Raw genomic sequence first — 14,403 nt, forward strand, 5'->3', positions numbered from 1 at the left:
TCGGGGCTCGGGGCCTTCAGGAGCGGGGGTGCCGAATTCCGGAGGTGTCCGCGACGGCGGCGACGTCGTCCTCGAACAGGGCTGCCGCAGCCATCTCGGCCTCGCGGCGATCGATCACTCCCCCGGAGCGGTGGTGACCGAACACCCAGAAGCGGTAAAGGATGAAGCGGAAGGCTGTCGCCAGGCCGAGGCCGATGACGTTGGCCGAGATGTTGTCGGCCACCAGATTGTCGAAACCGAGCACGTAGTGCGACACATACAGGGGCAGCAGGTTGACCAGCATGCCCGCGACGGCGACAACGCTGAACTCGGCCAGTTCGAGCAGGTAGTTCGCTCGACGGTGCTCACGGAAGGTCCAGTAGCGATTGCCGAACCAGGTGACGACGGTTGCGGCTGCAACGGCGACCACCTTCGCGCCGATGGGGCCGGAGAGCAGGTGCTCGCCGCCGATCCCGCCGACCCGCAGGAGGTTGAACACCGTGACGTCGACGACCAGGCCGATGATCCCGACCACGCCGAACTTGAGTGCGTACGAGATGAAACCGGAGGAGACCACGCGCAGGAGCGCAATCGGGCCCCGGCGAGGCGGAGTCGCGGCGGGAATCACGCGGGAGTCAACCACGGGATCAGGAGGCGAGCGTCTTCGGCGGGCGGCTACGGGAGCCCTCGCGCAGGCGGATCCGCACGAGAATCCACAGGGCCTCGAAGCCGTCCCTGACGGTGATCTTCTTGCCCTCTTCGCGGGTGCGGGCCTTGTAGCTGATAGCGACCTCGTACGGGCGGTAGCCGCGCGCGAGGAGCTTCCCGGTGACCTCCGCCTCCATGCCGAACCCCTTCTCCGTGATGCCGAGGGAGCGGTAGAGGCTCAACGGCATCAGCTTGAAGCAGGTCTCGACGTCCGAAATGTAGGCGTTGAAGAGGATATTCGTGATCAGGTTCACGCCCTTGTTGCCCAGCACGTACCAGTATGAGAACGAGGTGTGGCTTCCGAACGTGCGGCTTCCATAGACGAGCTCCGCTTCGCCGTCCAGAACCGGTTGCAGCAGCGACGGGATCTCGCTCGGCCGGTACTCCTCGTCGGCGTCGCAGATGATCACGTAGTCGCCCGTCGCCTCCTGGACGGCCCGGCTGATCGCCGCTCCCTTGCCCTGGTTGCGCGGCTGGTGGAACACCCGGATTCGCGGATCGTCCAGGGAGTCCAGGATCTCGCGGGTCCCATCACGGCTGCCGTCGTTCACGATCACGAACTCGACCTCGACGCCCTCCTGGAACGTCACCGCCAGGACACGCCCCACGGCCTTGCGCAGCGTCGCCTCCTCGTTGTACACGGGCATCAGGATCGACAGTCTCACAGCGCGCCTCTCTCGTTCGACATGCCCTCGGAGAACCAGCGCACCGTGCGCGCCAGGCCCTCCTCGATCGACACCGCGGGCTCCCAGCCGAGGACCTCGCGGGCCCGCGTGATGTCCGGGCGACGACGTTCCGGGTCATCGACCGGGCGAGGACCGTAGTGGACCTCGGAGTCGCTTCCGACGAGCTCCACGACGCGACGGGCGATCTCGCCCAGCTCCAGCTCCTCGACGGATCCCAGGTTGATCGGCCCCGGCTCGGAGGACTCCGCCATCAGCAGGACGCCCTCGACCAGGTCGTCGACGTAGAGGAGCGAGCGGGTCTGGGTGCCGTCGCCGTGCATCGGTAGCGGAGAAGACGCGAGTGCGGCTTTCACGAACGCCGGCACCGCACGCCCGTCGTCGATATCCATGTTCGGGCCGTAGGTGTTGAAGATCCGGACGATTCCGGTGTCGACCCCGAAGCTGCGACGGTAGGCGAACGTCAACGCCTCCGCGTACCGCTTCGCCTCGTCGTAGACGCTCCGCGGACCGTTCGGGTTGACGTTGCCCCAGTACTCCTCGTGCTGCGGGTGCACGTGCGGATCGCCGTAGACCTCCGACGTGGAAGCGAGCACGAATCGGGCACCGTCGCGGCGTGCCACATCCAGCAGCGCCTCTGTGACCACGGACCCCGCATGCAGCGTCTCGATCGGATGCGCGAGGTACCGCGGTGGCGACGCCGGCGAGGCGAAGTGCAGCACCACGTCGAAGGGACCGTCGAGGTCGCGTGCGTTGGCCGCGTCCTCCTGAATCACCGTGAGTGCGGGGTGGCCGAGGTGGGCGGCGACGTTGCGGGTCGAGCCGGTCAGCAGGGAGTCGAGGACGACTACCCGGTCGCCGCGGAGAAGGAGTTCGGTGGCCAGATTCGATCCCACGAATCCGGCGCCACCGGCGAGGAGAACAGTGCGTGTCATAGAAGAGCTTTCGTCGAGCATGTGTGCTGGGCGGCGACATCCCGGCGGAACCCGAAGAAATTACCATAGGGTTTCGGTCGCGCCTGGCACACCTGGCGCGTCCGCGGATCGGAAGGACCACGATCGGATGATCATCGAGGAGGCTGCCGTCAGCAAACCTGTGGAGGGCCGACAGCGCCGTCACCGTCCGGCGATCCTCCTCGACGCAGGGTTCGCCGCCGTCACCGCCGTGCTCTCGACAGCGCTCGGGATGCTCGCGCTCAGAATCACTCCGAAGATCCTGGAAAAGAGGTGGACGTTCGGCGGCCCGGACCAGGTGCTGCACTACACGATCTTCTCGAGTGCACGCGAGGTGTTCCCGTTCCTCCCCAACGGCAGGCTCGGGTTCCCCGCGGCGCAGAATCTCTTCTTCGCGCCCTTGTTCGATCCCTGGTCGGCCGTCTTCGTCGCTGTCGTCGGGCCGCTCACGCCCGACGGCGTCTGGCTGCTCAACCTCTACAGCATCGCCGGCTTCACCGCCGTGGGAGCCACCGCCTACGTCTTCTTCCGAGCCCTGCGTCTGCGCCGCGTCACGTCCGTGGTGCTCGGTGTGCTGACGGCGGTGCTGCCCTACCACTTCGTGCAACTATCCTTCGGCCACCCCTTCCTCGCGCAGTACTGGGCGGTACCGCTCATCGGCGTGCTGCTGCTGGTCATCGGCGGGCGGGAGACGGATCCGCTGAACCGGTGGACCGCGGGCATCGCAGGCCGGCGCCGTCGTCGCCTTGTGCGAGCGGGGATCGTCGTCGCCCTCGCGCTGGCGATCGCGTGGACGCAGTCGTACTACTTCGTCTTCGGTGCGATCGTGCTCGGCTCGGCCTGGGTTCTCGCGGTGCTCGCGGCCCTCATACGCCGATCCCCCGTCCGCAGCCTCGCCTGGCCCACGCTCGCGCTGGGCTCATTCCTGAGCTTCATCGCCGTCCAGCTCGCCGTGCTCTCCATCGACCAGGGCGATCGCTACGAGAAGTACTTCCAGGGCCGCTCGGCGCAGGAGTCGGAGTTCTACGGCGGCAAGATGCAGAGCCTGCTCTTACCCTCGCCCACCAGCGGGTTCTCCTCGCTGGCCGAACTCGCGCAGGGGTACGCCCGCTCGAGCGCGATCCTCCCGACGACCGAGAACCCCTCGACGGCCGTGGTCGTCTCTGCCGCGTTCCTGCTCGTCCTGCTGATCGTGCTGTCGGCGCTCGGCCGGGCGGGACGCACCGGCGCAGCTCCGCGCTCGCGCCTCGCCCTGCTGGTCATGGACGCTCGGGTCGGGCTGCTCAGTCAGGCGTTCGTCGTCGCACTGCTGTTCTTCATCGTCGCCGGACTCGGAGCCATCCTCTCGTACGTCGTGAGCCCCGAGATTCGAGCGTGGTCACGGATGTCGATCGTGCTCAGCGTTCTCGCGCTCGGCGTCGCGGGCATCGCCCTCGAGACGCTCGTTCGTCGCCGGCGGCTCCTCTTCCCCGCGCTGGCGGTCGTCGCCGCGGTCGGACTGATCGACCAGGTGGCGGGAACGGCGGCAGCGATCCCGCTCGCTCCGACCAGCGACTCCTCCGTTCGCGCGTTCGCTCAGGAGACCGAGCGCCGACTCGCCGACGGCTGCGGGATCGTGCAGCTCCCGCTCAAGGACTTCCCCGAGACCGACCCGATCGGGAACATGGGCGATTACGACGAGGCCCTGCCCTACCTTTACTCCTCGGACGACGGCGGCCTGCGCTACAGCTACGGCGCGGTCCGGGGCACCCGATCGGCCGATGACTGGAATCGCGCCAGCACGCCCCGGGCGTTCGAGCGCGAGTACGACGCGTCAGGAGCCTGCGCGGTCCTGGTCGACACCTTCGCCTACGTCGACGACCTCGACGGCTGGAAGCCCTTCGTCGACGCGGTGGCCGACCCCGACCGGCCCAGCGTCGTCAGCACGGACTCGGATCGGCGCTGGCTGCTCTTCCGCACCGGCTCCTGATCGCACGGTCCCACCGTCGGCCGCGAGCCCGGCCGAGCAGGCGAACCGCCGTTCCAGCGGAAACGCTACCGGGACGAGTCGCGCGTGAACCGGATCCGCACGACCAGTAGGAGGCTGCGCAGCATCGTGTTTCCCGGGATCTTGGAGGTCCCCTCCGTGCGGTCGAGGAACACGATCGGGATCTCGCGAACGCGTCGCGCCGCGACCGACGCTCGATGCTTCAGCGCGATCTGGAAGCCGTAGCCCGTCGCATCGACGGTCTCGAAGTGGATCCGCTCGAGCAGCTCGCGGCTGAAGAGATTGAAACCGCCCGTCCAGTCGGTGAGCCGCGAGCCGAGCAGTGCCCGCGAGTAGAGGTTGCCGCCGCGACTGAGGATCTTGCGATCCAGCGTCCAGTCGGGCGTCCCTCCGCCGGGGATGTAGCGCGAGGCGACCACCAGGTCCGCACCGGCGCGGACCTCGCGGAGGAAGTCGGAGAGATAGGCCGGGTCGTGCGAGAGATCGGCGTCCATCTGCAAGATGTGCGTCGGTGGGTCCTCACGCCCGAGCACCTGCTCGAAGGCCCAGAGGTAGGCGGCGCCGAGCCCCTCCTTCGCCGCGCGCGAGAGTACCTCGACTGAGAACGTTCCTGTGGACAGCTCGGCACCGAGCGCACGCGCCCGATCGGCCGTGCCGTCGGGCGAGGAGTCGTCCACGATGACCGAACGCACGAGCACATCCGGCTCGGCTGCGGCGGCGGTGGCCAGCCGGCGCAGCAGTTCGCCGATGTTGTCCGCTTCGTTGTACGTAGGAGTGACGATGGTGAGGGAGAGCATGACGATCCGATTCGGGCGGTGGCGGAGCGGCGTCGGGCACGCTCGCGCCGGGGCGGAGGCGGTGGAACAGTACCAGCGTGCACCATCGGCCGTGAGGAGCGCCGGGCGCGCGCCGTCTCCAGATGGGAAGGGCATCCGCGCCACCGCCGTGCTTTCTCAGGAAGAGTTCGCCCGCAGGGGGGCCGCCGCACAGATCGACCGCGTACCCTCAGCCAGAGTCGTCCCTCCGGGCGGTCGTCGGCAGGAGGAGTACCCGTGGCGCGTTGGCTGGAATCCCAGAAGGTGCGGTTCCTTGTCGCGGGCTCACTCAACACGGCGCTGGACTTCCTGATCCTGAACGCACTGTCGCTGATGGTCGGCCTGCCGACACTCCTCGCGAACGTGGTCTCGGTGACGGTCGGGATTTCGATCTCGTACTTCCTCAACCACTTCTTCGTCTTCCGCCACCCCGACCGCCCCACCCTGCGGAGCTTCGGCCAGTTCTTCCTCGTCACCGGCTTCAGCTCCCTGGTCCTGCAGTCACTGATCATCTACGGGTTCGAGGTCTTCTTCGACACCCGCTTCGGCACGTCTCTCCTCTTCCTGCCCAGCCCCGGCGAGAAAGCGTTCCTGGCGATCAACGTCGCCAAGGCGGTCGCTGTGCTCGTGGGCCTGGTCTGGAACTTCTGCCTCTACAAATTTGTGGTGTTCCGTCAACCCGCTGTCACCGCCGATGTCGCAACCGAACTCGGCGAGATCGTCGACGAGGTCGGCTCCTCAGCCCGCTGAGACCCGGCGGAGCAGCATGCTAGCCTCGTCGAGTTCTTCCCACGGGGCACCCCTCCCGTCGACGCCGCACTTCCCGGAGGCTCCCATCGCCCGCTCGGCCTTGCCCATCGCAGTGGTCGTCGTCACCCACTTCTCGGGTGAAGTCCTGCGTGCGTGCCTCGAGTCGGTGCCGGAGGCGACGGAGCACGACGTGCGCGTCGTGGTGGTCGACAACCTCACCACCGACGACTCCGTGCGCAGCGTGGTCGAGCGACTGCCCGGGGTCGAGTTCCACGAGACCGGGCAGAACCTCGGCTACGGCCGGGCCGTGAATTACGCGGTCGACCGCCTCGGTCCCGAGGTCGAGTGGATCCTCGTGACCAATCCGGACACGGTCTTCCTGCCCGGCTCGATCGACGCGCTCTACGACGCGGCAATGGCGGAACCGCGAATCGGCTCGATCGGGCCGCGGATTCTCGACTCCGACGGCACGATCTACCCCTCGGCCCGCGCCCTCCCCTCACTCGGCACGGGTGTCGGCCACGCGCTCTTCGCCCACGTCTGGCCGGGCAACCCGTGGTCGGCGACGTACCGGCGCTCCCGCGCGGTCGGCACGCTCCAGCACGGCCGGATGGAGGCGGGCTGGCTCTCCGGCGCCTGCGTCATGGTGCGACGCACGGCCTTCGAGGAGATCGGCGGCTTCGACGAGCGCTACTTCATGTACTTCGAGGACGTCCAGCTGGGCGACTCGCTGGGGCAGCGCGGCTGGATCAACGTCTACCTCGCGGATGCCGTTGTGTCCCACCTCGGCGGGCATTCGACGCGCCTGGCCTCGGCCCGGATGCTCGCCGTGCACCACCGCAGCGCGTACCTGTACCTCGCACAGAAGTACGGAGCCTGGTACCAGGCGCCGGTCCGCGCGGCCGTCCGCGTCGGGCTGGGCGCGCGCGTCGCGCTGATGCGCTTGCGCTCCCGGAACTGAACGGCCGACGTCCCCGATCAGGTGGCGGCGTCGAGCTGCGCGTAGAACGCGCGTGCTTCGTCCCACGTCGGCAGCAGGCCCTGCCCCTCGGCCTCGGCGAGGGTCGGCGCGTCCGTGTCCTTCGGGGAGAGCAGGAGCTCGCCGGCCTCAGCCGGGAAGCGGAGGCCGATCTGCTCGTCACGCGGGTCGATCCCCTTCTCGCGCACGGGATCGAAGGTGGCGGTGACGAGGTAGGAGACGACGGCGCGCTCCGTCAGCGCGACGAAGGCGTGCGCGATCCCCTCGGCGATGTAGACGGAGCGGCGGTCGACGTCATCGAGCAGGATCGACTCCCACCGCCCGAAGGTCGGCGAACCCACTCGAACATCGATGATGTAATCGAGCACCGCACCCGAGAAACACGACACGTACTTGGCCTGCGACGGAGGGAACTGCGCGAAGTGGATCCCCCGCACCGTGCCGCGGCGGGAGACCGAGGTGTTGCCCTGGCGGAGCGAGAGCGGATGCCCGACCTTCTCGGCCAGGTGATCGAAGCGGTAGAACTCGTAGAAGACTCCGCGATCGTCGGGGAATTGGCGCGGAGTCACTTCATAGGCATCGGGAACGGCGAGCTCTCGGATCTGCACAATCGCCAGTGTAACGACGGCCTGTCTCTGCGGGAGGACCGCCCGGCGACCGGTGCGCCACCCGCCCACCGGTGCAGCCCTCCGGCATGATGAGGAGGTGACCTTCCTCATCACGGGCGCCTCCGGCATGCTCGGCACCGACCTTCGGGCGGTCCTCGGCTCCCGCCCCTGCACCGCCCTCAGGCACAGCGATCTCGACGTCACCGACCTCGACGCGGTGCGCGCCGCCGTGGCGGGCCACGACGCGATCATGAACTGCGCCGCCTACACGCGGGTCGACGACGCGGAGACCGACGAAGAGGAGGCGCACCGGGTCAACGCCGTCGGCGCACACCACCTCGCGCTCGCCACGGCCGAGACCGGAGCGGCGCTCGTGCAGGTCTCGACCGACTATGTCTTCGACGGCTCCGCCACGAGCCCCTACTCCGAGGACCATCCGCGCCACCCGCTCTCGGCGTACGGCCGCACCAAGGCCGAGGGGGAGCGGCTGGTGCTCGAAGCAAACCCGGAGCGCGGCTACGTGGTCCGCACGGGCTGGCTCTACGGCGAACACGGCCAGAACTTCGCCAAGACGATGGTGCGCCTCGCCGGCAGCCACGACACCCTCGCCGTCGTCGACGATCAGCACGGCCAGCCGACCTGGACGGCCGACCTCGCCGCGCGCCTGGTCGAGCTGGTCGACTCGCTCGCCCCGGCCGGCGTCTACCACGGCACCAACGCCGGCGAGACGACCTGGCTCGGCTTCGCCCGCGCCGTCTTCGCCAAGGTGGGCCTGGACCCCGAGCGTCTGCGGCCGACCGACAGCGGTTCGTTCGTCCGCCCCGCCCCGCGCCCCGCCTACTCGGTGCTCGGGCATGACGGCTGGAGCCGGGCGGCGCTCGCTCCGCTGCGCCCCTGGCAGGACGCCCTCGCCGCCGCTCCCCTCCTGGCGGTGACTCCGTGACCACCACCCTCCGCGTCGTCGTCGACCAGATGCTCGCCCGCGTGCCCGGCGGCATCGGCCGCTACACCGAGGAGCTCACCCGCGAGCTCATCGCCACCGCACCGCGCGACTGCGAGGTCGAGGCGGTGGTCTCCGCTCACCCGCCCGAGAAGGAGGAGGAACTGCGCCTGCGCCTGCCCGGCCTCGCGCGCATCCACCGGCTCCCCCTCGGCCGCCGGGAACTCTCGCGTGCCTGGCAGTACGGGATCGGGATCCCGGCCGGTGGCGGCATGATGCACGCTCCGAGCCTCTTCGCCCCGCTGCGCGGCCACGACGGCGGCGAGGGCGAGCAGATCGCGGTCACCATCCACGACACCGTGCCCTGGACACATCCGGAGACGCTCACCCCGCACGGGGCGAAGTGGCACCGGGCGATGGCCAAGCGCGCTCACAAGCACGCGGACGCCGTCGTCGTACCCACCCACGCGGTCGCGGACCAGCTTTCGCAGGTGATGGACTTCGGCGACCGCCTGCGCGTCATCGGCGGAGCGGTCGGCTCGGGCCTGGTGCTGCCGGAGGACGCCGACGAGCGCGCTGCCGCCCTGACGCTCCCGGGCGAATACGTCCTGAGCGTCGGCACGCTCGAACCCCGCAAGGGCCTGGTCTCGCTGATCGCGGCGTTCGGCGGAGCGTCGGCGCCGACGATCCCGCTCCTCCTGGTCGGACCGACCGGCTGGGGCGACCTTGACGTGGCCTCGGTCGCCGATGAGCAGGGCCTCGACGAGACGCGGGTGCGCGCGCTCGGCGTCCTCAGCGACGCCGACCTCGCCGTCGTCCTCTCTCGCGCGACGCTCTTCGTGTATCCCAGCATCGCCGAGGGGTTCGGCCTACCGGTGCTAGAAGCGATGCACTTCGGCGTGCCGGTGGTCCACTCGGACGACCCCGCGCTGATGGAGGTCGCCGCGGACGCCGGGGTCGCCGTCGAGCGCGCCGACGCGAAGAACTACCCCGAGCGTCTCGCCCTGGCGATGAGCAGCGTGCTCGCCGATACCGGGCTGCGCGAGCGGATGTCCGTGGCCGGCCGCGACCGCTCCCGCGCCTTCAGCTGGCGCGACTCGGCCGAGCGCGTCTGGGCTCTGCACGCCGACCTCTGAGCGGTTGGGCCGGCCGCTGCGACGTCTCGCTGGTGAGCAGGCGTGCGGTCACTCCGCCGGAACCTCAGACCCGGCGGTCGGCGAAGCGGACGGCGGCTCGGGGGTCGGCTCCGCCGTCGGAGGCGGCGTCCAGGCCCGGTCCTCGTCGCTCATCCGCGGTTCATCGCCGGGCTGGACCTCGCCCTCCTGCGCTCGGCGCCGGTAGGAGCGGTTCAACTCCGCCCAGTCCCCCGGCTGGCACCACGAGACCGCATCGATCGTGTACCGGTCGTTCCACGGCGAGGAGGTGTCGAAGCTCGCGCGCTGCACCGGGCCGCCCTCCCCGTACACGGTGGGCCAGGGCGTCGAGTCCGTGACCCGCACCGACATCCCGAGTGACCGCCAGTACTCCGCCACCCGCTGCGCGTCCCCGTCCACGTCCGCCCCGGGACGCGCCCAGTAGGTGTAAGCGAACCGCGCACCCTTGCTCCCCCAGCCGAGCCCGCACCGATCGGCCCGCGGCGATCCCTCGATCGTCGACCAGCCGTCCCCCGGCACGACTGCGGCGGACCCCTTCACGAACTCGACCACCCCCAGCCGGTTCTCCTCCGGCGTCACCGACGCTGAATCACCACAGGCACAGAGCAGCACCACCGCGACAATCATCGGAACGAACCGCCACCGACTCCCCGCTCGCCGCCGCTCAGTCATGCTTCGGCACCTCCGGCGGGTCCTGAGGACGCGGATGCGGCACCGACTCCCGACGCGGCGACGGCGGAGTCAGCTTCTCCTCCTCGCCGCCCAGCGCCCGCGAGACGTTGCGGGATGACTCCGTCCCTCGATCGAGGTACCCCCGGTCCTCCGACGCCTCGCCGACGACCAGGTCGTGGGTCGTCACCGGCAGTCCCGCGTCGCCGCCCGTCTCCACGCCGAAAACCCAGGCGCCGAAGGCGGGGTCCGTGGGGTCGACGCTGTGCCACGGGCTGAACGACCTGCCCACCCACGAGTACCTGTCTCCGGGTTCAGGATCGATGAGCGACCGGTCGGTGGCCTGACCGGCGTACACCCGGTCGGCGTGCAGCTGGCTCGCGCTCGTGATCCAGTTCGGCAGACCGGCCGACCCGAGGGTGGTGAAGCTGTCGACATGGACGTCCGGATCGGTCAGCGCGATCGACGCCGCGGTGCTGCCGAAGGAGTGGGCAACCACCCCGAGCTCGGGCGGCGACTCGCGACGAACCGCGTCGAAGCCCTTCAGAGCCGAGGCCAGAGCGGCACCGCCCTTCTCCGCGTCCGCTAAGCCGAAGACGCTGAGGTCCGGCTCCGGAGAGAAGGGGACGGGTGGTGTCTCGTAGCCGATCCACGCGACGACAGCGCTGTCGCTCCCTCGCTGCGCCTGGACCGCCTGGGCCCCGGTGGCCAGCGTGCTCATGTCCTGCGTCGTCGTCCCCATCCCGGGAACCACGAACGAGGCGTTCGTCGCCGTGTCGAGATCGCCGATCGAGACCGCCGCTAGCGGCGGCTGGTCGCTGGTGAGCGAGAGGAGGAAGCGCGGTACGCCGTCAACGGCCGAGCCGAGCGTCTCATCGACGTTCGCCAAGCAGGCCTGCCTCTCCTTCAGCTCATCCAGTCGCGCCATCAGCAGCGGCAGCGCCACGGGGCCGGTCGGGAGGAGCGCGGTGTGCAGCACCAGCCGCTGCGTCGTCGCGATCTCGCGCTCGACCGACTCGAGGCCGCGTCGCAGCGCGATCCTGTTCGCTTTGTCTCGGGCTCCGTAGGGCAGCCCCTCGAGATTCCCGAGCAGCGCCGGAAGAGTCGCCAGGAGCAGCCCCTGCCGCTCGGAGAGGTCCGACTCCTCGTCCTGCGGATCCAACGTCGCCCACCAGTCCGCCACCAGCTCGGGGCGCAGGCCCGCGATGCGCGCCGCGAGCTCGGGTGACCCCGCGACCATCGTGCTGAGCTCGCCGGCGGGGACAGACGCCAGCGCCTGGAGCAGGTCCCGCTCGCTGAGATCCGCCTTCGTCGTCGCCGCGAGGTCGAGAGCGCCGACCGAGAGCGTCCCTCCACCCGCCGCCTCGAAGGCGCTCGCTATCCACTCGATCCAGAGGGCATCGGCGCGGCACTCCTCGATGAACAGGGCGAACCCGGTGAGGAACTCGGGTGACCCCGTCCGCGCCCAACCGCACCGGTCGACGAAGCCCGCCCAGTCCGACCGCACGCGGCAGAGCGCCGCCTCGAGATCGGTCGCGGAGGACTGCGCGCGGGAGACGAACATCCGCAGGCGATCCGGATCGGCGGAGCTCGACCCCGACGAACCGCCTCCGCTGCCGCGTCGATGAGGGAGCGGGAGGAAGACCGCCGACACCTCCGGCACGGCGAACGGCGAGGTGGAGGGCATCCGGTCCAGGACTGCCTCGTCCACGCTCACCACGCCCACCGCGGCGCTCTGGCGTCGTCGGTCTTCCCGCGCGGCCTCCCGCGCCTGCCACGCCGCCAGCTCCTCGAGCCGCTCGAGCTCCTGGTGCGCCTGCCAGCACGCGGCTTCCACGTCGTCCGCGAGCGAGCCCAGAGCGCGGGAGAGCTGGCCGGAGTCGTCCAGGTGACGGAGGACGTTCTCGCGGAAGACACCGGCGTACGGGCCGGCGAAGTCGACCAGCGCCGTTCCGGCCGCGTCGTGGAGCGCGATCTGGTGGCACTGGACGGCGCCTCGCGCTGCGAGAGAGCCTCGCACGAGCGCGGCGGCCTGCGCCTGGTCGAATCGCAGCATGAGAACCTCCCGGTAGGGATGGGCCCAGAGAACGAGAACCCAGTAGAGATTCACTCACGTTAGCCGGAAATGTCCCCACGGCGATGACATGGCGCCCTCCGACCCCGGGTCGGCACGGTCCAGGGTCGGCACGGTCCCGGGTCGGCACGGTCCCGGGTTCCGGCGCGTCGGAGCGCAGCCGTCACCGCGGTGCTCGGGGAGCGCCTCTACTGCGCGGAGTCGCCCGAGAGTCCCGCCTTGACCAGCGAGTGCACGACGTCGTAGTCCGGCTTCTCCGGATCCACATCCGGCGGCACGAGCTCGATCGGGTCCACCGGCTGCGACTTCGTCTTCAGCCCGAGCTGCACGAAGTAGCCGAGCATCCCCTGCGGCACGTCCGTCTTGATCACCTGCGAGCCGGCGGCCGCGACGTCCTGGAACTTTGCGAGCACGTTGCCCGGATCGAACTGGGCGAGAAGCGCTTCCTGCACTTGCCTCTGACGCGCCATCCGGTCGTAATCGCTCGTCGTGTACCGCGAGCGCGCATAGGCGAGCGCCTGCTCACCGTTGAAATGCCAGTGGCCCGGCTGAATCCACTGGTTCACGCCCTGCATCACGCCGTCATCATCGGGCAGGCCACCCAGCGGCAGCGGATCGTTGGCCACGTAGTCGATGTCGATGCCACCGAGCGCGTCGATCAGCTGAGCGAAGCCCTCCATGTCGATGAGCGCGTAGTACTGGATCTTCAGATCGAGGATGCCCTCGACGGCGTCGCGCATCGCCTCGATGCCGGGTTCGCTGCCGTGAGCGACGGCATCGGGGTAGTAGTCCGGATGCTTCAGCTGCATTTCGGTGTAGATCGAATTCAGCTTGCACGTGTCGACATCGCACGCGCCCCAGTTGTAGCCGTCGGGGTAGCGAGCATGCATCGGACTGTCAGAGGGGATGGGGAGGTTGCGGAACTCGCGCGACACTCCGATGATCGCGGCCTTGCCGGTCGACGCGTCGATACTCACCACCGAGATGCTGTCCGGACGCAATCCGTCGCGGTCCTCCCCCGCGTCGCCGCCCAGCAGCATGATGTTGTAGCGGCCGTCGATGGGCTGCTCGATCGCTCCGCCGCCGAAGATCGACGAGAGCGTTCCGCGGGTGACGCCGACCAGGTAGGTGCCGTAGGCGGTGGTGCCCACCGACGCCGCCATCACCGCGATCGTCGCGAAGGCGAGCACCCCGCGCATCCGAGGGCGCACGCGCACGACGCGGATCAGGCGGAGGGTGTCCAGGGTCAACACGGCCCACACGACGCCGTACACGACGAGCGCGGCCTGGAGCGCGAGCATCGAGACGTCGAAGGTGGCGAGCGTGTACAGACCCGTGGGGAACACGAAGTAGAGAAACACAGCCACGAGCAGGGCGACCCAGAGTCCGAGCGTGAAGCCGAGCCCCAGCCGCCCGAGCCGGCGGTTGCCCGCCAGGATCTGCGCGGACCCGGGTACCAGGACGTTGACGATCAGCAGCCACCACGCCCGCCGCGTCATGAACGCGCGGGAGGCGACGTCCGGGTGCCGCAGCGGCAGAGCGACGGCCGTCACAGGCTTGCCACCAGGGCGTCGTTCTTCGCGGCGACCTGCTCCTGGAGGTCGGCTGCGAACGCCTCGAGCGCCGTGGAGAGAGCGTCGTCCGCCGTCGCCAGGATCTTCACGGCGAGCAGTCCGGCGTTGCGGGCTCCACCGATGGAGACGGTGGCGACCGGGACACCGGCGGGCATCTGCACGATCGACAGAAGGGAGTCGAGCCCGTCGAGACGGGCGAGCGGCACCGGCACACCGATGACCGGAAGCGGAGTCACGGCGGCGAGCATGCCCGGCAGGTGCGCGGCACCGCCGGCACCCGCGATGACGACTCTCAGCCCTCGGTCGCGCGCTTCCCGGCCGTAAGCGATCATCGCCTCCGGAGTGCGGTGCGCCGAGACGACGCGCACCTCGTGCGCGACGCCGAATTCGCGGAGGACCGTCGACGCCGCCTGCATCACCGACCAGTCCGAGTCCGAGCCCATCACGACGCCGACGAGGGGCGCCGAGCCGTTCACGAGCGCGTCCGCGCTCACGAGAGGGCTCCGGCAGGGATCGGGTAGGTCGGCAGG

Annotated in this window: 15 protein-coding genes; 5 read left to right on the forward strand and 10 right to left on the reverse strand. The window is 69.6% G+C overall.

Annotation, left to right across the window (positions count from 1 at the left end; all coding sequences use genetic code 11):
* Positions 1-16: 16 nt before the first annotated feature.
* Genes A6122_RS10045 through A6122_RS10055 form a run of 3 tightly spaced genes read right to left on the reverse strand, consistent with a single transcriptional unit; the run spans position 17 to position 2,305 of the window.
* On the reverse strand, positions 17-622 hold the full coding sequence (locus A6122_RS10045) for a GtrA family protein (protein ID WP_068254451.1): 606 nt from the start codon (positions 620-622) through the stop codon (positions 17-19).
* 4 nt (positions 623-626) lie between these two features.
* On the reverse strand, positions 627-1,352 hold the full coding sequence (locus A6122_RS10050) for a glycosyltransferase family 2 protein (protein WP_068254454.1): 726 nt from the start codon (positions 1,350-1,352) through the stop codon (positions 627-629).
* Entirely contained in the window at positions 1,349-2,305 is a 957-nt protein-coding gene (locus A6122_RS10055; RefSeq protein WP_068254457.1) for an NAD-dependent epimerase/dehydratase family protein, read from the reverse strand. Before A6122_RS10055 ends, A6122_RS10050 begins: the two co-directional genes overlap by 4 nt.
* A 127-nt stretch (positions 2,306-2,432) precedes the next feature.
* Between A6122_RS10055 and A6122_RS10060 the strand changes: the two genes are divergently transcribed.
* Positions 2,433-4,292 carry a hypothetical protein gene (locus A6122_RS10060; protein ID WP_068254460.1) on the forward strand — a complete coding sequence of 620 codons (1,860 nt, stop codon included), beginning with the start codon at positions 2,433-2,435 and terminating at the stop codon, positions 4,290-4,292.
* A 65-nt stretch (positions 4,293-4,357) separates the two neighbouring features.
* On the opposite strand, the gene A6122_RS10065 is transcribed toward A6122_RS10060, so the two are convergent.
* Positions 4,358-5,107, reverse strand: coding sequence for a polyprenol monophosphomannose synthase (locus A6122_RS10065; protein WP_068254462.1), 750 nt, complete (start codon positions 5,105-5,107; stop codon positions 4,358-4,360).
* A 255-nt stretch (positions 5,108-5,362) separates the two neighbouring features.
* Between A6122_RS10065 and A6122_RS10070 the strand changes: the two genes are divergently transcribed.
* Positions 5,363-5,875 (forward strand): GtrA family protein, encoded by a 513-nt coding sequence (locus A6122_RS10070; protein WP_068254464.1) that lies wholly within the window; start codon positions 5,363-5,365, stop codon positions 5,873-5,875.
* Here the strand turns inward: A6122_RS10070 and A6122_RS17305 are convergent.
* Positions 5,864-6,001, reverse strand: coding sequence for a hypothetical protein (locus tag A6122_RS17305; protein ID WP_237358162.1), 138 nt, complete (start codon positions 5,999-6,001; stop codon positions 5,864-5,866). The genes A6122_RS10070 and A6122_RS17305 overlap by 12 nt on opposite strands.
* Between A6122_RS17305 and A6122_RS10075 the strand changes: the two genes are divergently transcribed.
* Positions 5,988-6,836, forward strand: a complete 849-nt coding sequence (locus A6122_RS10075) for a glycosyltransferase family 2 protein (protein ID WP_068254467.1) — start codon at positions 5,988-5,990, stop codon at positions 6,834-6,836. The genes A6122_RS17305 and A6122_RS10075 overlap by 14 nt on opposite strands.
* Before the next feature lie 17 nt (positions 6,837-6,853).
* On the opposite strand, the gene A6122_RS10080 is transcribed toward A6122_RS10075, so the two are convergent.
* Entirely contained in the window at positions 6,854-7,462 is a 609-nt protein-coding gene (locus A6122_RS10080) for a dTDP-4-dehydrorhamnose 3,5-epimerase family protein (protein ID WP_068257452.1), read from the reverse strand.
* A gap of 97 nt (positions 7,463-7,559) precedes the next feature.
* On the opposite strand from A6122_RS10080, the gene rfbD reads away from it, so the two are divergent.
* Together rfbD and A6122_RS10090 are read left to right on the forward strand one after the other, a co-directional pair.
* A complete protein-coding gene (gene rfbD / locus A6122_RS10085) occupies positions 7,560-8,405 on the forward strand; it encodes a dTDP-4-dehydrorhamnose reductase (protein ID WP_104259068.1) in 846 nt (281 codons plus the stop codon).
* Positions 8,402-9,538 carry a glycosyltransferase family 4 protein gene (locus A6122_RS10090; protein ID WP_237358163.1) on the forward strand — a complete coding sequence of 379 codons (1,137 nt, stop codon included), beginning with the start codon at positions 8,402-8,404 and terminating at the stop codon, positions 9,536-9,538. The genes rfbD and A6122_RS10090 overlap by 4 nt, the downstream gene beginning before the upstream one ends.
* 48 nt (positions 9,539-9,586) lie before the next feature.
* Here the strand turns inward: A6122_RS10090 and A6122_RS10095 are convergent, their stop codons facing one another.
* The 4 genes from A6122_RS10095 to purE form a co-directional block, all read right to left on the reverse strand.
* Positions 9,587-10,228, reverse strand: coding sequence for a hypothetical protein (locus tag A6122_RS10095; RefSeq protein ID WP_146076668.1), 642 nt, complete (start codon positions 10,226-10,228; stop codon positions 9,587-9,589).
* Entirely contained in the window at positions 10,221-12,281 is a 2,061-nt protein-coding gene (locus A6122_RS10100) for an alpha/beta hydrolase (RefSeq protein ID WP_068254472.1), read from the reverse strand. Before A6122_RS10100 ends, A6122_RS10095 begins: the two co-directional genes overlap by 8 nt.
* A gap of 206 nt (positions 12,282-12,487) precedes the next feature.
* A complete protein-coding gene (locus A6122_RS10105) occupies positions 12,488-13,852 on the reverse strand; it encodes an LCP family protein (RefSeq protein ID WP_237358164.1) in 1,365 nt (454 codons plus the stop codon).
* Positions 13,849-14,316 carry a 5-(carboxyamino)imidazole ribonucleotide mutase gene (gene purE, locus A6122_RS10110; protein ID WP_068257464.1) on the reverse strand — a complete coding sequence of 156 codons (468 nt, stop codon included), beginning with the start codon at positions 14,314-14,316 and terminating at the stop codon, positions 13,849-13,851. The genes A6122_RS10105 and purE overlap by 4 nt, the downstream gene beginning before the upstream one ends.
* Positions 14,317-14,403 lie beyond the last annotated feature (87 nt).

Source organism: Rathayibacter tritici, assembly GCF_001641005.1.
Taxonomy (GTDB): domain Bacteria; phylum Actinomycetota; class Actinomycetes; order Actinomycetales; family Microbacteriaceae; genus Rathayibacter; species Rathayibacter tritici.